We start from the raw sequence: 21708 nt of genomic DNA on the forward strand, positions 1-21708 counted from the left end.
GATCAAAAATTTATCGTGCAGCTGTGTCCCCCAGCGTACCAACTTGTGTTTGTACGGTTTTTTCCAAAAGAGTGAAACGAGTGTACGGACCAGTAACATCTGCATCAGCGACATCTGCGCGTGCGGCGGCATCTCAAATCCGCGAAGTTCCAAAATCCCCAACCGCCCCGTCGAAGAATCAGGTGAATAGAGTTTATCGATACAAAACTCGCTTCGATGGGTATTTCCGGTCAAATCGGTGAGCATATGACGGAAGAGTCGATCGGTAAGCCAAAACGGTACTTCACCACCCTCAGGGATTTGATTAAACGCAATCTCAAGTTCGTAAAGATTTTCCAACCGCCCCTCATCGACACGCGGTGCCTGAGAGGTGGGACCAATAAACTGACCTGAGAAAAGATACGACAAACTCGGATGGTGCTGCCAAAACGTAATGAGGGAGCGTAAAAGATCAGGATTACGGAGCAACGGGCTGTCACTCGGGCTGATACCACCGATCGTGACGTGATTTCCGCCCCCCGTTCCCATCTGTTTACCGTCTTGCATAAACTTCAATGTTCCCAAGCGTGATTGATGCGCCTCTTCATAGAGTGTATCAATCACTCCGGTGAGTTCGCCCCAACTCGACGTCGGATGGATATTGACCTCGATAACCCCCGGATCGGGAGTGACACGCATCTTCTCGATCCGCAGATCGTTCGGTGGTTCATACCCCTCGATCATCACCGCCATTTTCAGTGCTTCCGCCGTCTCCTCAATCGAAGCGATCAGATCCAAAAAGGCTTCGGTATTGGTAATCGGAGGGAGGAAAATAAAAAGTTTTTGCTCGCGTATCTCAATACTGAGTGCCGTACGGACAAAGACCTCGTAATCGGCAGTTTTTTTAGTCGTTTTCTTCACTTTCTCCGCACGTGCTTTTACCGCACTGTGATATTCACCTAACGAAGGGAAAGCCCCAAAGAGATCAGGTTCAAAACTTTCTTCCAGCTCTATATGCGGTTTATGGGTCAATGAATCGAGAGGAAGACGAAGCCCGACAGGCGAAGTACCCGGTGCAAGAAAAAGCTGTGAGCGTCGGAATTCCCATCGGCACGTTACCCAGCGTGTTGTTCCCCAATTCAGAGGCAATACAAATCCTGCCGGTTTATCAATCCCGCTTGAGAGGCTCTCTGCCAAGGCACGGCGTTCCAATGAATCTTTTAACGTCACTTTCATCGGATCGATATCGATCGGCAACAATGATTCTTGGAGAAGTGCAACAAGGGGATCGTTATAGGCATCATGGATATTTTTATCGCTGATCCCCAGATTCAGACAAAGTTTGGCTAAAAATTTCCGCGCATCTTCAGGAGCGTAATCGAAGGTTTGATCCAAACTCGCCAATAGATCAGGGTTGTTCCAAATCGCTTGACCGTCTTTACGCCAAATAATCGTAGACATCCAACGAGGCAACGGCTCACCCGGATACCATTTCCCCTGAGCGTGGTGGAGCAATCCCCCTTTGCCGAAATTTTTGAGCAATCTGCGGGAGAGGACATTGGCCAACTCCCGTTTATGAGGACCGTCCGCTTCGGTATTCCATTCGGATGATTCCATATCATCGATAGAGACGAATGTCGGTTCTCCCCCCATCGTAAGGCGAACATCATTCTCCAGCAACTCTTTATCGACTTGATACCCCAGTTGATCGATTGCTTCCCACTGCTCGCTACGATATGGCTTCGTTACGCGGGGAGATTCAAAGACTCTCGTGACGGTGTTGGAATAAGTAAATTCCACCTCACATTTGTCCATCGCCCCCTCGACCGGAGCGGCACTCTCAGGATTTGGGGTACACGCCAGCGGAATATGCCCCTCTGCCGCAAAAAGACCGCTCGTCGCATCCAAACCGATCCACCCCGCACCCGGGATATAAACTTCCGTCCACGCATGCAGATCGGTAAAATCTTCCACCGGACCGCTCGGACCGTCCAATGAGGCGACATCGGCGGAAAGCTGAACGAGATACCCGGAAACAAAGCGGGCCGCAAGACCCAAATGACGAAGCACCTGCACAAAAAGCCATGCGAAATCGCGGCACGAACCTGTTTTACCTTTGAGTGTCACAGCACACGTTTGAACTCCAGGCTCCATTCTAAGGGTATAGTTTAGATACTGATGAATCTTACTGTTTAACTCTACTAAAAAATCATTAATGGAACGCGGAGTCAAATCGATAGAGTGAACAAACTCGCTGAGACGTTTTCCTCTTTCGGTAACTTTCAGATAGGGAGCCAGCTCTTTTTTGAGCTCCTTTTTATATTTGAACGGAAAATTGGTCGCATACTCTTCGACAAAAAAATCAAACGGGTTGATACTCACGAGTTCCGCCAATACCTCAACATCAATGGAAAGTTCAGTCGTTTTTTCGGGAAAAACAATCCGTGCGAGATAGTTCCCGAACGGGTCTTGCTGCCAGTTGATAAAATGATCATCCGGTTTGATATTAAGCGAATAGGCTTCAATAGGAGTACGGCTGTGGGGAGCGGGACGGAGACGGATCACATGAGGAGAAAGATTGATCGGTTTATCAAAGGCATAATGAGTTTTATGGGAGAGGACAACTTTGAGCGACATCGGATTCCTTTGCGCATACGTATGTTATATCTTCAGCAAGGATAACACAACTTGCTCCAATTTATCGAACATTAGCTGCCTATAAAACGATCACCTATTTTTAAAACGTAAATTCACACGATTTGTATTATAATTTACGTTCATAGCGCAAGGGTGAAGATATGGAAAGCATCGAATTTTTAGGAACCGGCGGCACCCGAACCCCCACACAGGGAACGACATGTTTACGCGTCAGCGAACATTGTGTCATTGATGCCGGAAACATCATTAATACGTTTGGCGATAATATCTTTACGATAGAGCATATTTTTCTCACCCATTCGCATCTTGATCATATTATCGATATCCCTTTTCTCGCCGATCTTTTTGTCACCCAGAAAAGTATCTCTCTCAAAATTTATGGACTCAAAGCAACGCTCGATGATCTGCGCCAATTTATTTTCAATCACCGTGTTTGGCCCAATTTCGAAGAAATTACCCTCATCGGACATACCGATAAAACCATAGAACTCATCGAACTTGATCTCGAACACCCTTATCCCATCGATGATGTCATCCTCACCCCTTTTAAAACTAACCATACCGAAGGGAGCTGTGGTTACATTATCGAAAAAAACAGCTCCGCTCTTTTATTTACTGCCGATACCTATCAATGCGATCGAATCTGGGAACTTCTCGAAGAGCGTCCCAACATTCATACCCTCATCACAGAAGTATCCTTTCCTTCCAGCTTTGCCAAACTGGCACATGACAGTAAACACCTTACTCCGGCACTTCTTGCAGACGAAATAAAAAAATGCAAAAGGGATAATTTTTCCCTCTATGTTATGCACCTCAAAGCCTTGTTTATGGGAACAATCATAGAAGAGTTAAACGCTCTGCAACTTCTCCGAAACGGTGGGAAAGTTCTCATTGATGGGGACCTCATAAATTACACTCACCCCTAATACGCTATAATGCGCTTATTAATTATGTAAGGTGTTATTATGAGTATTGAAGAACGAAGCGGAAATATTTGCGAATTATGCGGTGCGAGTGAGGGATTAAGTTCTTTTGAGGTTGCACCGAGCGATGGAACAGTGGATCAATCAATCCACCTCTGCGAAACCTGTAAAAGCCAAATCGAGAATCCTCAAAACCTCGACAGCGATCACTGGCGCTGTCTCTCTGACAGTATGTGGAGTCAAGTTCCGGCCGTACAGGTAATGGCGTATCGTCTTCTCAGCGCTTTGGGCGATCAAGACCAGCTCGACATGATGTATCTCGAAGACGATGTCAAAGCATGGGCGCAAGCGGGAATGTTGAATACCGCTTCCAATGATGAAGGCGGGCCGGTCATACAACGCGACAGCAACGGAACGATCCTCGCCGAAGGTGATACCGTAACGCTCATCAAAGACCTCGAAGTCAAAGGGGCAGGATTCACCGCAAAACGGGGAACCATCGTAAAGAATATCCGTCTTACCGATGATGCACGCTACATCGAGGGAAAAATCAACGGCAGCACGATCGTTCTCGTTGCCGCATTTATGAAAAAGTCCAATTAATATTTTTTAAACTTCATCGCTTTAACCCCCTTAGGGGGCTAAAGCTCTAACTTTTCAATCCCCTTGACAAACCATGCATTCCCCGATATATTATTCATAAATATAATGAGAGAGTGGCTATCATGGACTATAAAAATATTAGTCAGCAAGTTGTCAATGTTCATGAACAGTTAAGACTGGAATGGCCTCATCTCAAACACATCGCTATCGGGTTTTACGAAGCTGAAACGGATGAATTGCATCTGTTTACCAATCCCGCTGGAACGGGTTCAACCCTTGTACAATATAAACGTCCGCTTTCCCTTTTACCTGCCGTTGAATCCATCGCAAAAAATAAAACTCCGGAAATCATCGATGGGCTATCTCTTTTTAGCGATATCGATGATCCATCCGATCATATTATTAATACCTATTTTCGTTCCTGTTTTACCGTTCCGATGTCTCAGCAAAACGGCCAATTATTAGGCTTTATTTTTTTTGATGCAAGTGAAAGAGAATTTTTCACCAAACCGATACGCGATCATCTCACCGTTTATACCCGGCTGATCGGCTCTATGATCATGTCGAGTATTTTACCGCTTAAAATGCTTCAGGCCGCCGTTGTTATGACCCAGAAAATGACCCGATTTAAAGATGAAGAAACGGCCAATCATATTGCGAGAGTTGCCCATTATTCCCGTATGATCGCAGAGTATTTGGCTAAAACCCATAATCTCAGTGAGGAATTCATCAACTATATTTTACTCTATGCACCCCTTCACGATATCGGAAAAGTGGGAATCCCCGATCATATCTTGCTCAAACCGGGACGGCTTGACGCTGATGAATATTCAATCATGCAAACACATGTACTCAAAGGGGTAGAAATTATCGACATACTCCTCTCCAGTTTCGATTTAAGTGATTATGATCATACACAGATGCTACGCAACATTACAGGCTATCACCATGAGCGCCTAAACGGAACCGGCTACCCCTACAACCTGAAAGGTTTAGAAATTCCGATTGAGAGCCGTATCGTGGCGGTCGCAGATGTATTTGACGCGATGAGCAATCCTCGTCCCTACCATAAGGGACGAAGTATTGAAGAGACCTTTGATTATTTACACTCTAAGTCCGGAGTCCTTTTTGATCCTGACTGCATACAAGCCCTTCTTGAGCGTAAAGAAGAAGTGTATGAAATCAGAAAAGTATTTCTTCCCGACACCTATCCTCTTTAATTCAGAAGATTTATTTACTGTTCCAACTGTACTGCCAACTCTGCATAAATCCGTGCTTTAGCAATGTTATAACGATGTGATTGTCCGCTCTTTTCCAACGAAACGATTTTTTGATTAAGCTGTGTCATACGGGCATTAATCGTATTTCGATTTTGTATCACCGTAGACTTATCATCCCCGCTAGTGGGTGATAACCCTGCAAAACTTTTCGCCTGATTCATATAATTTCCCGTCGCATCAAGAGCATCGGCAATACTCTGTGTCGTTGCCGCCATCATCTCTGTCGATGCCGAGATCTCTTTCAGCGAATTTTCGAGGTTTTTCGCATCATTCAGGAGTTTGGTATCCGCATATACCGCTAGCTTGGATATCTCAGCGGCGCTTGCTTGTGAACGGTTCAGCTTATCGAAATTGGAGAGAAAATACTCCGTGCTATTTTTGTACTTATTCAGTGTACTTGCTGCACCGCCGAGATTTAACACCGTTTTAGAGATTAGTTTTGTCGTATTGGAAACCTCTCCGGCGTAGGGAATCGGTAAAAAGCGGACCACATTACTGATATAGACGCTCGATTTGATCATATCCGCATAGTTATCGACGGTCCCTTTCATCGTACCGATAAATCCTTCGAACGATTCGATGTTCTTTTTGTCTTCACGTAAGAGTTTTGCCACCTTTTCGAGGTGGTCATATCCGTATGCGTTAAGCTGTGAAGCACTCATGCACGCTTTTTGCGGTGTAACTTCAGGCTGTGGAACACACCCTCCGAACATAACCAATGCCATCGCTAAAACAATCAAACGTTCCATATTTTTTCCTATCATATCATCCCCATCTCTTTAAGTGCTCTGCGGATTGCTCCGGCAATCGATTCACCTGTTTTGCCTACATAGGTATCAATTTTCTCTTTTTCACTTTTAGTCAGTGTCAAAAAGACTTTCTCACTTTGCTTGACCTCCGCAGTTTTCTTCGGACGCCCACCGGGATGTTTCGCCATTTGGATCTCTTTATGGGTTGAGAGTTCCCGCTGTGTCACCCGTGAGGCAAACTTGTTTTCTTTCACGTTTTCCATTATCGCTCCCCTTTTTATACGTTTTCGTATTCTCGAATTTTTTCATGCAGATCTCGGATTAGATTGGAACTTTTTTTATACGCATAGGCTTTGATTCCCCCCTGCTGTGAAAGATCGATGATCGAGCGGTTTTCATTGATCGCCGTTTGCAATGCTACACTCATCGGAATCGGAAACATTTCGATCTCAAACCCCAACGTCTCTTCAAATACAAATTTTGCATCATTGATATCGTTCTCTTTTTGACTCATATTCGGCACCATCAAAATCGGTTTATTTGCTGATGAGACTCGTACAAGCGTATCCACCGTCCCCTGTATCGTCTCCAGTGTCGGGATAAACGGGATAATGATCAGATCCGAATAGCTGATCGCCTGATCGAGTTTGATATCATCAAACCCTCCGAAATCAAAAATCGTCTCTTTGTCCGGCTGTTGAATCGATTTTTGCTGAATATCAACACGCTCAACCCTCTCCGGCAACCGATCCGAGAGTGAACCGTAAGGATCGATCTCACACCCGTGAAAGCCGAATCCTGAGATAAGCTGGTGGGCGATCATCGATTTACCCACTCCCCCTTTAAAATTGACAATCGTTATATTCATCTATTTTCCTATATTTAAAAACTGTAAATTACAGTATTTTACCTGTAATAAATAGATAAAGTCAAGTTTTGAACTGTATTTATCTACTATTTTAATGGCGCTTTTTATGCTATAGTATCCCCACTAAACCGTCTGAAATTACCTATATGGAAAAAAACATCTTCTCTTTAGCGAAAATTTTCCTGATCACTACTATCTTGTGGAGTCTTAGCGCATGGAGTGATGATACACAGCCTCCTTTTTGCGCGCAGTTAATCCAGTTAAAAAAGTCTCCCCGATTTGACCACCTGAGCTACCCGATCGAAACAGCTCGGTTTTACAATCAAAGATGCAAAGTATCCGAATCGATCGCATGGTTGGATCAAAACGGCACGCTGACACCGGATGCTGCCGAACTGCTGAACGCTATCGATAACTCCTATCACGAAGGGCTAAATCCGAATCGTTATCACCGAGATGAAATATCCGAATCGATTGAGCAACTCAAAAAGGGAGAATACGACGCATCCGACGCGATTTCGAGCCCCCTATTCTGGCTCGATATTCTCCTGAGCGATGCCTATATTACACTGGCAAAAGATCTCAATGAAGGGGTGAGCAAATACGATGAGCTTCGTGAAACCAAAAGAGCCCGAAATGAAAAGTTTGAATGGGACCGCCCGCAAATCGAGCCGATCTCCTATCCTGAATACCTTGCAGAATATTTGAAACTCCACCGCATTTCCCGCTCGCTCTCATCGCTCTTGCCTGATTACGAGGAGTACTACGCTCTTCGAGATGCCCTACACATCTATCGCACTGCCGAAGCCAAAGAGACGGGGCATCAAAAGGGATCAGGAAAAACAAATGGTTCCACCTCTCAAAAGATCATCCAAAAACTGCTGATCAATCTCGACCGGTTCCGATGGCTACCGCGAGGAATCGAAAAAAACGGCAGTTATATCGATGTGAATATCCCCTCCTATACCCTCAGAGTACTCGATCACGGATATGAAACCTTACGGATGAAAACCATCGTCGGAAGAGGCGCACGTCCTACTCCGATCTTGTACAGCACCATCTCTCATGCCATCCTCAACCCCTCATGGACAGCACCGAAAACCATCGTCCGCAAAGACATCTTAGAGAGCAAAAATATCTCCGCTTTTCTCCTAAGTCACGACATACGGGTCTACGAACACGTCAGAGGCGAACTCTACGAAATCGATCCAACCCAAATCGATTGGAGCCAATACAGCGGAAAAAAGCAAATCCCCTATACCTTTAAAACCGATGCGGGAGAGACCAACCCGCTGGGAAAAGTGAAATTTTTGTTCCCCAACTCCCATTTCGTCTATCTCCACGGCACCAATACCCCTGCACTCTTTAAAAAATCCGGCCGCGCCCTCAGCTCAGGATGCATCCGCCTCAGCGCTCCTCAAAAGCTGTACGATTATCTCATGGACCGATGGGGAAATCCCGATGATAAACTCCCCGATACGCGAGAAGAACCCGATACCTCTGTCGCTCTTCAAAAAAAGCTCCCGATCTTTTTACGCTATATGACGATCAGCGCGGAAAATAGCAATACGGTCACCATTTATGATGATATTTACGGTTATGATGAAGCGCACTGGGCGATACTAGAGAAAAAAGGGGTGAAAATAAAATGAAGTTGACTTATTATCATCCATAGTTTAATGTGAGTTTACACCTTCATATGCAATTCAGCCGCACTTCTTTGGTAACTGTTTAAGAGAGATGTGTTGAGTTCCCGTTCCGATAAATTAAGTTCCACGATATTGGAACTGATCAAAAGAAGATCATTTTTTTCAATAGCGATAGCAAGTTCCAGAATCCGTCCCAGTACCCCTTTGTGATCTAAAAGTGCATTCGCTATTTCCTTGTCAATGGTAATCTGTTCCATGAGCTTGTTATAACTTTCTTTAAACATGATTTCACTCACAGAAAGTATTCCTATCATGTAAGCCATATTAGCAAAATTGGTACTTTTCTTTATGCTATAGGCTAATTCCTTCATTAAATACGCTCTTTGCAACACTTGCAGATTTATCTGTAATGTCTCATTGCCATCTTCTTTTACGTCAATTTTTTCATTAGCATAGTACATAAGTTCTAGCCAAGAGTTCAAACGCTCACGACCGATCAGAAGTAACGCCTGCTCGATAGACGAAACACTCTCATGTTCCAAAGCCTTGTTCCGTTTAACAAATTTTAAAAGATTGATGGACAAATAAGGGGATTTATAAAATTTTATGACTAGTTCATCCAATGGAGCCTGTGTTTTTAACAAATACATCAGCTCATGCAATAACTTCTTATCCGGATCAAAATTAACGTTAGACAGCAAATCCGGTACACAAAAATAGTAACCCTGAAAATAATGAAATCCGCAAGACTTAGCCAATGTAAAACTTGTTTCATCTTCTATTTTCTCGGCAATGATTTTACAATCATAATTTTTCAGGAAAAAGAGGATTTCAGTAAGATCAAGAGAGTTATTAATATCAATTTTCACATAATCAATTACGTCCAATACAGCGTGAAAATGACGGATAAAATCTTTTTCAGCACTGCAATGGTTCAGAGCAAAACGATAGCCTTTCTTATGAAGGAGATATATTCGGTCAAGTAAAGATAAAGTTATACTAGTTGATTCGAGGATTTCTAAAATAAAATAACTGGGAGAGATAGTATAAACGATATCATCCATCAAAAAAACTTCATCTACTTTGACAAAAGCTTTAAGCCCGTACGTCAACGTACTCGGCCCGATATAGTTGAGCGTATTAACCAATACTCTTGAAGTAGCATGTAAATTATCATCAACGTCAGCACTATTGCTTTCGGTATTCCGATACAGTAATTCGTACGCGAAAATATTGCCCCGCTCATTAAATATAGGTTGACGTGCGAGATAAATAGAGCTATTCATTCCAACCCTTTTAGACGATCAAATATATTCTTTTATCATTATTGTAACTCACTTTTTTTGAAATGCGCTCTTGAAGGTATATCTTGGTTTATTTAATGTGGGAAAAAGAGGAGAAGAAAAAAAAGTTAAAAGAATCAAACAAACATAAAATCTTTTTTGTACAGTATATGTTCGCTTGTTTGTTTGAAATCAGCCATCTTCTCGAGAACATCCATCAGAGGAACTTTCCCCAAAGCACTGATCTCTTGGCATATCAATATTTCATAATTACTCATTCTGGCACGATATGCAACTACCCAATGCTGAGACGTAAGCTGTCTTAGTCGTTTAAGAGTACCTTCTTCTTCTATCCATTCATTGTTATTGTTTAACATTTTAGAACCTTTACTATGAACTTGCATCATTCTATCACCTTTGAACTAATGTGTCAATATATTCAAAAAAGTTATTAACCGCTGAATATCAAGGTGTGAAAATGATACGTAAAAATAATTACTTTGGGATTATGAAGAGATATGAATTTGTCTTATTGTGGAAAGGGATTTAAAAGGTTTGGTGGAGGCGTCCTCTATTTAACAAAGGCTCAATAAGGCTATTAATAATGTATTATAAAAAATAAACTACATTAATACTATTCTCATAGATATATATTTATGAGAATTAAATACTAAACATAAAACTTTTAAGCGGTTCATAGTTGCCTTGATCCGCTTCTTTTAATGAAGCGATATACTCTGATCGCGCATCACTCACTTCGGTAATGTTCCCGCCCCATGAAAGAGCTTGATGCCCTATCCTTAAAAGCCATAGATCAGTAGCTAGTCGCGCCCATCGACCGTTTCCATTTGAAAAGGGATGAATTTTTACCAATGTATGATGAAGACGTACCGCCGTATCACGATAGTCCCATTCGCTTTCCCAATATTTGAGATCATCTTGGAGCTGATACAAACGTTGATGAATCATATTGGCTTCGACACCAATAGAGGTTTGTGTGGTACGAAATTCTCCCGCCCAACTCCAAACATCACCGAACATCTCTTTATGGAGTTTACGGAAAAAGCTCAAATCAAACGTTACTTTTTTGAGAGCCGACGGGTTGAGCGTGTATTTCACATAAGCTTTGAGAATATTTTGCGCTTCGGCATCATCCAGTTCAGCACGAGTGGTGATCTTTTTGAGCTTCAGTCCTGATATATCATCAAGGGGAGTTTCCCCCTCTTTATCAAACGTAATCATGCCCATATCTGCGATTTTGGCATTTTAGAAATCATCGCTTTAGCTTGGGAGAGCATCTTCGTTTGTGCTTCGCTTCGCGGCGATTGATTTTCCAATGCAGACGTTTGGACGACACGGTTCACGATCTCCTGCGCTTTTTTTTCTATTTGTGCTTGATAGAGTGCTTTCGCCGATTGTTTCGGTTTTATTGCAATCTCACATCCCAAAGCTATCGCTATTTTGTCGAGCGTATCAAGTGATATACCATGTCCCGAAAACGCACGCTTTACGGTAGCAATCCCTAATCCTGAGCGTGAAGCAATAGCCTCATAAGGAATAGATAGAGCCTCTTTTTGTTTTTTGAGTTCGGATAGGATCAATGATTTAAACATATTGGCTTCTTTTAGTATCATATTTGATACTTTTAATTTAACTAAATGTATCACAAATGATACTATTTGTCAAGTAAATGGAAAATTTATTATTACTATTTAACTTTTTTTATTCTATCATTCCATTACTTAGGCTTTCTAACGGACGCACATTGTCTGGTACTGCTTGCAGCTGAAAGTCAAGTCTCTCTCAACCCCATTAAATACCAAGCGGTAAAAAACTTCCCTGTTTACGATGTTTTTCGTAAGTTATTCTAAAAATTATTTCTAGAAAAAACTATGCTATTTTCTAGATCAATACAAGCTTTTATATGAAGATTGAATACCTGACCCCTTATTTAAAATAGCCTGTCCCCTTTTCTCATGTACCTTTTGTCATATCATTTAAAATGATTTTTGTAGACAAAAGATATTTTTCTAAATTTGAAGTTGATATACGTCGTGTAGATGTGAGAAATGCACCTGTGGTAACAGGTACTTGCGCCCCATATATTTGCCGTATCATTGCTTTAAAATCTATTTTTGCGCTCGTAGAGTTATGTGCTAATACATTACGAATAATTCTCATTTCATTGAGTATTCTTCCATGTATCCGCACATTTTCAATAAATTTTTCTGTTGTTGGAATGACATATTTAACACTATCTGATATATGTTTTGCTTGTGTCCATTTTAGATTTATAATAGGTTTAGGTCTTCCATGTTGTAAAAATAATGCTCTTGCTGCGGTTACATTACTAGCTCTGGTAGTTAGAGTTGGAGATAAACCATTCGTATAACTAGCTCCGGCGGCTAATTTAAAAGCAATTTGAGCTATTGAATCTTCAAGCGCCGCAAAAAGCCTTAGCATGATCATTTCTGCAATAAAATATTGATACTTTACTTCAAGTGTTTGCGATTGTTGACGATAAGTTTCTAATTTATCAATTATATAATTAGCATTGCGTAATGTTATTGATAACTGTGGTATAGGCATAATTACATAAAACTGAGAATATAAGAATGCCGAATTCTACGTGATGCGATACCTTGTGTTGTAGCAGAACAAGCAGTGTAAAATTCAATGTCCTCAGGAGATTTATTCGTATCAGAATTAAATCTTTCATCAATTTCGATTATGGCTTTCTCAACTTTTTTTATAGTTAATGGTTGTTTAGTATGAATGACATAAAGAAGAGAGAAAAATATTGGTTGTCTATTAAAAACAGTGTCAGAAATTTTATTAGGATTTATAGAAGCAGCAAAATCGAAAACGAAATCTAATTGATTATTAATCACATCCATTTGAGGGAAACTTTCATCATACATTTTATACATATTATCTAAATTCGCTGTGCTATAGGAGGAAAGACCATTAATTAAACTATAAATAAGATCAGAAACGAATTGAACTTCACCCATTCTTGCAATATCATTTGCTGTAAAAACATTACAGTTGCGCCAAAAAGAAACACGTGAGGAAGCCTGTCTAAGACACAACTGCTTCATTTCACCACTATATGCCGCATTTCTTTTTTCTTGACCATTAAGTGACTTACTAACAGAGTTAATTCTGCCAAAAATATCAATGACATCAGAATCAGTAGCTCCAAGTAAATAGCCGATAGGAATCGATGTCAATAAAAATTTTTGTTGTTGAGCCTTTGTAAGTTGAGAAAATTTAACACTTTGATTTGAATGTTCAGGATGCTTTGCAGAAAATTCATCATTACAATAGCTTAGCATTGTTCTTGTTCTTTGTTGACCATCAACTATTTCTTTAACACTTTTTGATTTTTCTAAATCTAGCGAATGACGAATATAAAGCGCCGGTATAGGTTTTTGTTCAAAGATTGTATTGATGAGATAAGACTTTTGTGCAGGTGCCCATACTGAACGTCTTTGATACCATGGAGACAAGTCTAACTCATCAGCCTTATGTAAATTGTTTAAATCTTGTATAACCAATGACTGATAATCTACTCTATCCATTTTTGCTCTTTTACTTGAAATTCATGAAACTAGACTAATTATACAAGGAGAATGTTTTTTTTTAACATACATGGGTAGCAAAGAGTAAAGTATGTGTGCCCAAACTGTGTCAGAGCAGAATACTTTTTGACGACTAATGAGATTGAAACAGTCCTAAATTAGCCTTTATAGGCACTTGATAATCTCATTCAATCTCGGACAGCTCATCGATATACAATTTGAAAATTAAAAAATTTCTGATATTTTGGGGTTATTCCACTCTGACCCATATTTTGGGTATGTGTTCATTTCTTATTAAGCATAATTTCTTTTAGTTCTTCAATAGAATAGTGAGGGTCTTTCTTATGGATCATTGCATGACAATTTGGACATACAGGTCGTAGATCCTTAATAGGATGTATCTGATACTCCTGTTTGATATCTGATATCTTAACCAGATGGTGAACATGAATAAAGCCAGCCCCTATATCACCATATTGCTTATTAAAGTCAAAATCACATATAGTGCATATTGGACCATAATGTGAAATACATTTATTCCTTGCATCTTTATCTCGTTCATAGCGGTTTACTAGAATTTGTTTTACAGAACCCTCGATATAAACAGTTTTTTCAGTGATTTCATCAGGGTAAGTGATCTGTTCATTTTTGAGAATATTTTGTGTTATGTTTACGTCATTATTTTCAAATTCTGACTTTGGCGAAGCATAATTATGATTACCACCTTTGATAACTCGAACATGATTAAAACTATTCTCTAGTGCTGTCTTTTGTAAAATATCAAAATCATTGTCGTCTTTGATATCTTGATGTTCTTTTAGTAAAGATCCTTCTATTAACTTTGGATAAAAGGACACCTTGCATTCTTCATTTTTGCATATAACTGGTTTATAAATCTCAGTTTTAGGGTTGAGCGTATGTTCCGTATAGCACTGTGGGCACGAGACCTTAATATCTATTTCTTTATTTTTAGCCATTTTATTCCTTTCTTATCTGTTAAATCTTCCGAATGTGAAAAAAATGATATCGAATTTATTTAATGAATAAAGTCATCTAATATCCATTTGCAGAAAAATAGGGTATTCAGTCTTCACTTTATACTTGATTGGGCAATGCGATAGTTTTCTTTTTTTTGAAAGGAGAATAATTTGAAGTATTTGGTGGAGGCGTCCACCACCAAACCAAACCGATCTTTACGCATATTTTAGGAGAACTGTGCAGAGTTTAAAAAATAAATGTACTTAAAAATGTACTTATTTTAACGTGCTATAGTTTTTACCTGTTCCAAATAGGCTTGAGCCAATGGCTTAATTACGGAGTCAAACTCAAAACCATGTTGTGACATAGTGTAGCACAGTCTTTTTTGAATTCTCTCCGTAAAATTTGTGATATACGCAATTTTACCACGCTCGCTCATAAATGATTCCATGATCATTTGCTCTGCCGTTTTCACATTCGAAAAAATATCTTGGTAAATTTTTATAAGACGTTTTGGAGGGATACCGATCATGAGACCAAATACTTCACAATCTTCCAAAGAATAAAAGCCTAAAGCCCCATAAGACTTTGTTTCATGATTAGTGAATAGATCCAATCCCATCTCGCCGAACTCTTCGTTGATGTGGTATTTAGTATAGAGGAGATCATAGTTTGGGGTGAAATCGAGATCTCGTCGCCCTTCCGGTCGATAAAGCGAAAAGTTTTTCAGATGCGCGTCACCGTTTCCGATGAGATAGTTAAAAATGACGCGACGATAAAAGTCTTCTATGGCACTGGAACTTGCCGCCATTACCTCTTTTGCTCTCAGGGCAATCGCTTCATAACTCGAATCGTATTTATAGTTCGCTCCATCCGTCTCTTCACTCATCCCGATGATCGATGCAAAATCTTCCTGATCGAGCTTGGTTCCGTCTTTGGCATAATCAAACCGTTTCACGAGATACGCCATTTCGCCATTACTGAAATGGATAATCGCATTCGCCGCCGTCGGTATTTTAAAAACTTGTTTGGAAAGCTGCATACTCAAGTGTTCATTGGCAACAATATCTTCCGAATGTTTTAACTGCGTTGCAGGAACAGGCTTTAAGATAAACTCCCCTTTATCCGTTGTCGGTATGAGATCGTTCCCCTCAAGCCGTAGAGAAATTTTGTCCTGAACACCGGAAATAGAGATACGTGTTGCTTGGGATTGGCGGTACTCGTAAAATTCTTTGATATCGAATTTTAGGTGATTGATAGTTCGTCCATTGAAAAGCTCTTTTTTGCATTTCGGACAATATTTACCTGAAGCAATCGGCTTGAAGCATCCAAAACATTTCATGATTTATCCTCACTGTCTCTGAGTTCTTTGATGGTGATCGATCCGATCGTATTACTCGCCGTCGTTTTCAGCAACCGTGTAAAAAGATCGTTTTCATCAATACGAAGTGCTCTGCATTGGATGGTTTTAGCACTTCCCTCTGCTAACATGTTCGCGAAGAATGGGAAAAGAACGGGCGAAGTATATTCCTCTTCTCGCAAAGGCAACCCAACCGAAATAGGGAGTGCCAATGGGTCATTTAAGTAGCCCTGATCGTAAATGAACTGATATTCTCCATTTTCTTTCGATACGATCCCGACAAGTCGTTCATTGCGATACACTTCACCTTTTTGCATCTATATTTCCCTATGCCTTTTCTTTAACACGTACTACGATCTCTAATCCAAGCACATCGAGTATTTTTTCCAAATTGAGGAGAGAAATATTGCCTTTGGCATTTTCTAGCGTAGACAAGGTTGTTTTGCTAATCTGCGCATAATCACAAACCTGCTCTTGCTCCATATTGATTTCAGTACGTCTGGATGCAATAGCTCTTCCAATGGTTGATCGAATGTCGTCCATAGAGGCTCCAGTGTTAATATATTGAAAGTATAGCAGTAATTAGTAATTTTTGGATCCATAAAGTAGTTATACTTTTAATATATTGTAAATTAAAACAAAAATTACACCTAAACTCCTTAAATCTTTATAAACTTTCCAGAAGTTATTTATTGGGTTGTATCCCCTAAATGGGGATTGAATCGAGGGGCAAAGACTTAGCCTGTAAAAAGAGCTATCAAGGGAGCGCCTCTTAGCGGTAGGTGTGTGGCTCGTTCCTCACCACCAGAGGCTATTACCCTTATAGAGCGAATGAGACCTTTCTTTTTGGCGATAAATTTGCGGATCAGTCCGCTGTAACGCTTGATGGTTGAAAGTGATCGTTTTGTAAATTGAGCGATAGCCGTGTTGGTGATCTTGCACTTTTTACGGATGAGATGATCTATGGCTACTTTGATGAATCGGATCGTTTGAATGACCTTGAGCTGTGTTGTTCGTTTAGCCGCTTTGCGTTGACGGGAAGAGACTTCACATTGATATTTTTCTAATGACAAACCAACTATTTTAGAGAATCCCATCGTTTTGACAGTTGCTTTTACTTTGAAGTTATTTCGATTTTCGTGACAAAATTCGTACACGCTTTTGAGAATTGATTTGTAATTGATCGGTATTTCAAACTGATGATTCAGTATTTCTGCTTTAGCTTTCAACAAATCATAGAAATCTCTATTCTTGGCTATCTTATAGCCGTAATGACGCAGTTGGTTAAACAGAGTGATATGGCGACTCTTGGAGCGTTCTGTGTCTTCTACAGTGATATCTTGCGCTACTGTTGATAGTATGAACTGCCGAAATTCGCTCAGATCATATGCATAGTCGTTATACACCGTATGATACAAATGAATATTGAGAAAGTTCTTCGTCTGATGGTTTTGATAGTTTCGATCAGCCCCAATAAGTATCTGAATTGATTTTACGATGTCACGATAATAACGGACTGCTTTTTTATTACGTTTGGAGATTGGGACATTGAGCAACCAAACCAAATGGGCTTTTTTGTTATTTAGATTGATCGTTTGAATCGTCGGAACCGGTAGCCCTACCGCATTCCACTCCGTCAGCATCTCTTCATCATCGACATCCATGATGATGGCGTTAAAGTGGGTATCCGTGTTGAGCTGAATTTGTGAGTACTTATGTGGCTTTTTGCAAACATATTCCATTGGCAGAATATTCATGTGCCCATAAGTTGTGTAAGTTCTTACTTTTTTAAATCGGGATAAGACCCGTTTCAATTCAATAGCGTGATGTATGTTATTTTCGAGGAACATAGCTTAACGTGTTGCATTGATTTCAGAAAAATCATATTTAAATCCAGATTCTATTGCTAATTTAACTTCACTCAATCGATATATAGATATTCGATGTGATTCACGTATACCGCGTGGAAAAACATTTGCTTCAATTTTCCTATAAACTTCAGCCTGTGAGAAGTTAACAAGATTAAGGATATCTTTCATTCTTAGTCTTGGATCTATTCCAAAATCTAGGGGAGTCATATTGCACCTTCCTTTTAAAAACATTGTTTTTTTAATTTTTCTAATCGATTTCATAGCCTTTAGATGGCACCTTTGATATTAATTTTGTTTCAAATATCTTTTATCATTTAAGCTTCCTCTTGTTTTATAAAATACAAATCAATGCATTCACTACGATATGTATAACCCTCGTCGACAACAATTTTGAAAGAAATGCGAAAAAAAATTAAAAAATTGTTTTTTAGAGATAAAAAGGGTGTTAAATCTTTTGTGCGATACAACAAAAATGATCTAGAAGAAGTCTAATTACAAAAACACTGCAAATGCAGTGCATACTTTTTTTTACAGTACTATTTGAGTGGTAATGAAGTGTTAAAGCAGTGTTTTTACAATGATTGAGGAATTAACGTCAATGCCTATTTTCGACACAAGATCGTTATAAGGCTGTCTAAAAAATGAAGATCATCAACCGTAGTATCCAGTTTATCACTGAGAATTCCAATTGTCAGGGCTTTTTGAACATCGATATCGGGGTATTTTTCACTCAGTACAGCAACCTTTGGACTTCGTCTCATGCGAGCCAATCGATTGGCATAAACGTTTTTGTGTTTATCGTAGAGACCTTTGGCTGATTTTGTAGAAGGATAGTCTCCATCCGGCAAGACATTACTTAGGAATGTCAGGAACTTATTGTTCATCCACTTTTGTTTTTTCTTTTCAGGATTCGTGATCTTTTCGATCATATCGTTTTTTACAATAGTCTGAATGCTCTTTTCATATGGGGATAGCCGATCGGAAGTTTCCTTTTCCGTGAGGGCACCCGATTGGTGCAAAGCTTCCATGATAACACTATTACGCCGTTTGATTAAAATCAATAGTTCTAATCCCGCTTCTATGTCTTCGGGTGTCCCAAATCCTATTGGCATACGATTATTTTTCATCGCTTCCGTAAACAATTCGAAGAGTTTTGAGAAGTGTTCACTGCTCATATCGTCAATCGGCAAGTGCATCATGATCCTTTGTTTTTGTATCGCTATTTTATATCGATTCTTGAATCATAATTGTAACGATATTTCATAACGATTTTGAGCTTATTATATATACGAAGTATGTATAGTAAATTTTTAACACAATTACTTCGTATCGATTTTGTAAAAAATACCTTCCATCTTATAATCCGGAAAATGACATGTTTTTTTGACGAGCATGTCTCAAAGAACTGTTTCGCTTGGCATTTGGAGCCATACAGTCGTCAAGGGATATATAAAATCATCCTATGGTTTATTCCAAGCCATAGTCTTGTCTTTTGTGAACTTCATCAAAATAGTTATCAAATTTATACTCAGTATCTCTCTGATCATCTTGTTTCTCCGGTGCACTATAATCAACATCCATAGAATCGAATACGACATTCAAATTAGAGGTTGTAAATATCCCAATCGAAAAAAAGATAAATCCTACCAATCCAAAAAACATAGGGATGGCTATGAATGCCATAAAGAATGCAAAATAAGCTCCAAATAATGAAACTGCCGTTAATACTTTATTGAGATCGCTACCGTTGCTTGCCAAAACTTTTTTAATGAAAAATACCAATGGCACAGAACCTAATGTTGCCAGTAAAATGGTCAAGAATGGTGTTAAATTTTCTCGCATAGTTTCAAAAATAACAATAGAAATGACAATGGACGCGAAAACGGCCAAAGTTCCTATAACAATCACATCACTTTTCATATAGGCAAACTCCTTTTTTCATAATCCGTATCCTTTGTATGTCTCAAGTAATTGAACTTTATTCTATCCGCCATTTCCTTTTTACTCACTTATTAGTGATTGGTTGTGACGCCACTGTTTAACTAGAATCAACCATCTTATATTAAAGGCGGTTGCGGTGTCGAAAGAGGAACATTCAGATGTCATAGCCTACTATAACGCTCTTACTGAACACATCAAGCAACTCCGCAAAGAACGCGATATCAGTCAGCTAAAAATGGCCAATATTTTGGGGCATAACTCCACATCGTTCATAGCACGGATTGAACTTCGACAGAACAATGCCAACTACAATCTCTCCCATCTGATCCTTCTTGCAAAAGAGTGGAATCTAGAGCTCTCAGATTTATTGCCCCTTTTGAATACGACTCAGCGTATCTGATTCAAAATCCAATTAAAACACTTTTTTTAAAAACACCATGAACTTTTTATTTGCTCTGAGTTTCTCTTTGTATTTCACAATCAAAAATGCGAGGATCGGTACCGATAAAAGTCCAAGCCCCGTTAGATAGTCCCCGACCATCACATAAAAGATGGAAGCGATCGATGACGCCATGACAACGATTTCTTCCTCAGACAAACGCATTCGATATCCCTTTTAGGGTGACTTCATCTAAAGTTTATCCATTATGTCGGATATTGAGATGTAGCCTTTTTTCATTTTTTGGTTGTTTAGACGTTCATACGCAGCATATGCCGATACTTTGTTCGGGAATGTTTCCATCATCACCCCTATCGGCGAAGAGTGATAAAGCGATCCGAAACTACGGGTTAACACCCATTCGCCGAACAGGTTTTCTGAGACTTCGAGACGGTACCATCGTTCACGATGGTTCACAGTTCGTATCATCGTCTGCATCATGATCTTCTTCTTTCGCTACCCTCTCCAATTTACCCATAATCGCAGCGCGGAGCATCAACAGTACTCCAATCACACTCACAAGTGCCATCCAATACGGTACGCTTGAGGGTTCAGGCGCTTGTTCACCAATCACGTTGCATACGCTGATATCATTGATGATCATATCCCCTTTGATAAACCCAACTCCCTCCTCTTTTTTCCATCCGTTTGATAGATTAACTCTAACACTTTCTCCTCTCCACAATCCACACACCAGCGAGCTCCCCTCATTGAATCGTTTCAAAGTAAATTGCTCTTCTAAATATTGGCTATGGTTGCTGAAAGCAATAGAGGTGATACCACCAAGCGCAATCAGCCCTGCAAATACCATCTCACCTTTTTTACTAAAGAGGATAAATCCTCCTCCGATAAGGAGGAAAAAAAACATTGTCCATACTTCAAAGGTATTGGAAGCAAACATCTCAAGCTTCATTTAATCGCTCCTTGATCCAGATAGATGTAAAAAACTTTTCTCATCACATCTCCTCTTAAATTAGAAAATAAACATATAGCTATATATTAAACAGATTATATACTCATATATAAATAATGTCAAGGCTGAATATACCTATATGATTATATTAAAGCACTATTTATTACTTATATGTAAATTTATGACGTATTGCAAAGTGAATAGGAAATATTGATGTATTATTTTTAAAAAGTTCATATTTGATTAATTAAAGTATCTTTTAGTTCACAAATAAGACTTTTTAAATAATTTTAGTAAACATTTGAAGTGATTAGGATAGAATTTTATAAACGAATAAGTATTTGGGGACTCATGGACAAACACGCATTTAATGCTATGCTCAAAACCGCCGGACTCAGTAAAAAAGAGTTCGCCGAGATTTTAGGGACTACCGGGGGTACTATTTCAAACTGGGGGAATGAGGGAAGAGAGATCCCATATTGGGTTGAGTCGTGGTTAAGTCTCTATATTGAGAACATGCAGTGTAAAAAGCTCAAGGAAGCAATTAAAGAGAGTGGAGTGTGTGACAAGCTTTAATTTTCTCTAACTGCTTATTTATATCGTAAAACATATGTTTTTCGTACACTCTCA

At 39.6% G+C, this 21708-nt stretch carries 27 protein-coding genes; 6 read left to right on the plus strand and 21 right to left on the minus strand.

Annotation, left to right across the window (positions count from 1 at the left end; all coding sequences use genetic code 11):
* Positions 1 to 2616, minus strand: a 2616-nt coding sequence (locus tag A3G19_RS00460; RefSeq protein ID WP_294870007.1) for a transglutaminase family protein, incomplete at its 3' end; no start/stop codon positions are given.
* Between the two features lie 161 nt (positions 2617 to 2777).
* Between A3G19_RS00460 and A3G19_RS00465 the strand changes: the two genes are divergently transcribed.
* The 3 genes from A3G19_RS00465 (at position 2778) to A3G19_RS00475 (ending at position 5383) form a co-directional block, all read left to right on the plus strand.
* Positions 2778 to 3563, plus strand: a complete 786-nt coding sequence (locus tag A3G19_RS00465; protein ID WP_015654286.1) for an MBL fold metallo-hydrolase — start codon at positions 2778 to 2780, stop codon at positions 3561 to 3563.
* Between the two features lie 39 nt (positions 3564 to 3602).
* Positions 3603 to 4163 carry an alkylphosphonate utilization protein gene (locus A3G19_RS00470; RefSeq protein ID WP_294870009.1) on the plus strand — a complete coding sequence of 187 codons (561 nt, stop codon included), beginning with the start codon at positions 3603 to 3605 and terminating at the stop codon, positions 4161 to 4163.
* Positions 4164 to 4285: 122 nt separating this feature from the next.
* Complete coding sequence (locus A3G19_RS00475; RefSeq protein WP_294870086.1) at positions 4286 to 5383, plus strand: HD-GYP domain-containing protein; 1098 nt, start codon at positions 4286 to 4288, stop codon at positions 5381 to 5383.
* A 14-nt stretch (positions 5384 to 5397) separates the two neighbouring features.
* Here the strand turns inward: A3G19_RS00475 and A3G19_RS00480 are convergent, their stop codons facing one another.
* Genes A3G19_RS00480 through A3G19_RS00490 form a run of 3 tightly spaced genes read right to left on the minus strand, consistent with a single transcriptional unit; the run spans position 5398 to position 7060 of the window.
* Positions 5398 to 6192, minus strand: coding sequence for a hypothetical protein (locus A3G19_RS00480; RefSeq protein ID WP_294870011.1), 795 nt, complete (start codon positions 6190 to 6192; stop codon positions 5398 to 5400).
* Between the two features lie 11 nt (positions 6193 to 6203).
* Entirely contained in the window at positions 6204 to 6455 is a 252-nt protein-coding gene (locus tag A3G19_RS00485; RefSeq protein ID WP_294870012.1) for a hypothetical protein, read from the minus strand.
* A gap of 14 nt (positions 6456 to 6469) precedes the next feature.
* Positions 6470 to 7060: a ParA family protein gene (locus A3G19_RS00490; RefSeq protein WP_015654291.1), complete on the minus strand. Its 591-nt coding sequence runs from the start codon at positions 7058 to 7060 to the stop codon at positions 6470 to 6472.
* 146 nt (positions 7061 to 7206) lie between these two features.
* Here A3G19_RS00490 and A3G19_RS00495 point away from each other — a divergent pair, with 146 nt between their 5' ends.
* Positions 7207 to 8712, plus strand: coding sequence for a L,D-transpeptidase family protein (locus tag A3G19_RS00495; RefSeq protein WP_294870014.1), 1506 nt, complete (start codon positions 7207 to 7209; stop codon positions 8710 to 8712).
* Positions 8713 to 8747: 35 nt separating this feature from the next.
* Here A3G19_RS00495 and A3G19_RS00500 read toward each other — a convergent pair whose 3' ends face one another.
* The 14 genes from A3G19_RS00500 to A3G19_RS00565 form a co-directional block, all read right to left on the minus strand.
* On the minus strand, positions 8748 to 9995 hold the full coding sequence (locus tag A3G19_RS00500; protein WP_294870016.1) for an EAL domain-containing protein: 1248 nt from the start codon (positions 9993 to 9995) through the stop codon (positions 8748 to 8750).
* A gap of 134 nt (positions 9996 to 10129) precedes the next feature.
* On the minus strand, positions 10130 to 10369 hold the full coding sequence (locus tag A3G19_RS00505) for a hypothetical protein (RefSeq protein WP_294870018.1): 240 nt from the start codon (positions 10367 to 10369) through the stop codon (positions 10130 to 10132).
* Positions 10370 to 10655: 286 nt separating this feature from the next.
* Positions 10656 to 11240, minus strand: coding sequence for a mobile mystery protein B (locus A3G19_RS00510; RefSeq protein ID WP_294870020.1), 585 nt, complete (start codon positions 11238 to 11240; stop codon positions 10656 to 10658).
* Positions 11231 to 11626 carry a helix-turn-helix domain-containing protein gene (locus tag A3G19_RS00515; protein WP_294870022.1) on the minus strand — a complete coding sequence of 132 codons (396 nt, stop codon included), beginning with the start codon at positions 11624 to 11626 and terminating at the stop codon, positions 11231 to 11233. The genes A3G19_RS00510 and A3G19_RS00515 overlap by 10 nt, the downstream gene beginning before the upstream one ends.
* A 340-nt stretch (positions 11627 to 11966) precedes the next feature.
* Complete coding sequence (locus tag A3G19_RS00520) at positions 11967 to 12581, minus strand: hypothetical protein (RefSeq protein ID WP_294870024.1); 615 nt, start codon at positions 12579 to 12581, stop codon at positions 11967 to 11969.
* A gap of 2 nt (positions 12582 to 12583) precedes the next feature.
* Positions 12584 to 13576: a DUF262 domain-containing protein gene (locus A3G19_RS00525; RefSeq protein ID WP_294870026.1), complete on the minus strand. Its 993-nt coding sequence runs from the start codon at positions 13574 to 13576 to the stop codon at positions 12584 to 12586.
* 284 nt (positions 13577 to 13860) lie between these two features.
* Positions 13861 to 14553 (minus strand): HNH endonuclease, encoded by a 693-nt coding sequence (locus tag A3G19_RS00530; protein ID WP_294870028.1) that lies wholly within the window; start codon positions 14551 to 14553, stop codon positions 13861 to 13863.
* A gap of 281 nt (positions 14554 to 14834) precedes the next feature.
* Entirely contained in the window at positions 14835 to 15896 is a 1062-nt protein-coding gene (locus A3G19_RS00535; protein WP_294870030.1) for a HipA domain-containing protein, read from the minus strand.
* Complete coding sequence (locus tag A3G19_RS00540; RefSeq protein WP_294870032.1) at positions 15893 to 16231, minus strand: HipA N-terminal domain-containing protein; 339 nt, start codon at positions 16229 to 16231, stop codon at positions 15893 to 15895. Before A3G19_RS00540 ends, A3G19_RS00535 begins: the two co-directional genes overlap by 4 nt.
* Before the next feature lie 10 nt (positions 16232 to 16241).
* A complete protein-coding gene (locus A3G19_RS00545; RefSeq protein WP_294870034.1) occupies positions 16242 to 16457 on the minus strand; it encodes a helix-turn-helix transcriptional regulator in 216 nt (71 codons plus the stop codon).
* Between the two features lie 194 nt (positions 16458 to 16651).
* Positions 16652 to 17656 (minus strand): replication initiation protein, encoded by a 1005-nt coding sequence (locus A3G19_RS00550; RefSeq protein ID WP_294870036.1) that lies wholly within the window; start codon positions 17654 to 17656, stop codon positions 16652 to 16654.
* Positions 17657 to 17767: 111 nt separating this feature from the next.
* Entirely contained in the window at positions 17768 to 18046 is a 279-nt protein-coding gene (locus A3G19_RS00555; RefSeq protein WP_294870038.1) for an AlpA family phage regulatory protein, read from the minus strand.
* Positions 18047 to 18387: 341 nt separating this feature from the next.
* Positions 18388 to 18981, minus strand: coding sequence for a hypothetical protein (locus tag A3G19_RS00560; protein ID WP_294870040.1), 594 nt, complete (start codon positions 18979 to 18981; stop codon positions 18388 to 18390).
* A 271-nt stretch (positions 18982 to 19252) separates the two neighbouring features.
* Positions 19253 to 19705 (minus strand): hypothetical protein, encoded by a 453-nt coding sequence (locus A3G19_RS00565; RefSeq protein ID WP_294870042.1) that lies wholly within the window; start codon positions 19703 to 19705, stop codon positions 19253 to 19255.
* 157 nt (positions 19706 to 19862) lie between these two features.
* Here A3G19_RS00565 and A3G19_RS00570 point away from each other — a divergent pair, with 157 nt between their 5' ends.
* Positions 19863 to 20126 carry a helix-turn-helix transcriptional regulator gene (locus A3G19_RS00570; protein WP_294870043.1) on the plus strand — a complete coding sequence of 88 codons (264 nt, stop codon included), beginning with the start codon at positions 19863 to 19865 and terminating at the stop codon, positions 20124 to 20126.
* A 12-nt stretch (positions 20127 to 20138) separates the two neighbouring features.
* On the opposite strand, the gene A3G19_RS00575 is transcribed toward A3G19_RS00570, so the two are convergent.
* The 3 genes from A3G19_RS00575 to A3G19_RS00585 are packed head-to-tail and all read right to left on the minus strand — an operon-like array spanning position 20139 to position 21078.
* Complete coding sequence (locus A3G19_RS00575; protein ID WP_294870045.1) at positions 20139 to 20330, minus strand: hypothetical protein; 192 nt, start codon at positions 20328 to 20330, stop codon at positions 20139 to 20141.
* Between the two features lie 27 nt (positions 20331 to 20357).
* A complete protein-coding gene (locus A3G19_RS00580) occupies positions 20358 to 20594 on the minus strand; it encodes a WGR domain-containing protein (RefSeq protein ID WP_294870047.1) in 237 nt (78 codons plus the stop codon).
* On the minus strand, positions 20569 to 21078 hold the full coding sequence (locus A3G19_RS00585) for a hypothetical protein (RefSeq protein ID WP_294870049.1): 510 nt from the start codon (positions 21076 to 21078) through the stop codon (positions 20569 to 20571). The genes A3G19_RS00580 and A3G19_RS00585 overlap by 26 nt, the downstream gene beginning before the upstream one ends.
* A 351-nt stretch (positions 21079 to 21429) precedes the next feature.
* Here A3G19_RS00585 and A3G19_RS00590 point away from each other — a divergent pair, with 351 nt between their 5' ends.
* Positions 21430 to 21654 (plus strand): XRE family transcriptional regulator, encoded by a 225-nt coding sequence (locus A3G19_RS00590; RefSeq protein ID WP_294870051.1) that lies wholly within the window; start codon positions 21430 to 21432, stop codon positions 21652 to 21654.
* Positions 21655 to 21708: the final 54 nt, after the last annotated feature.

The sequence above is a fragment of the Sulfuricurvum sp. RIFCSPLOWO2_12_FULL_43_24 genome, from assembly GCF_001829605.1.
Classification (GTDB): Bacteria; Campylobacterota; Campylobacteria; order Campylobacterales; family Sulfurimonadaceae; genus Sulfuricurvum.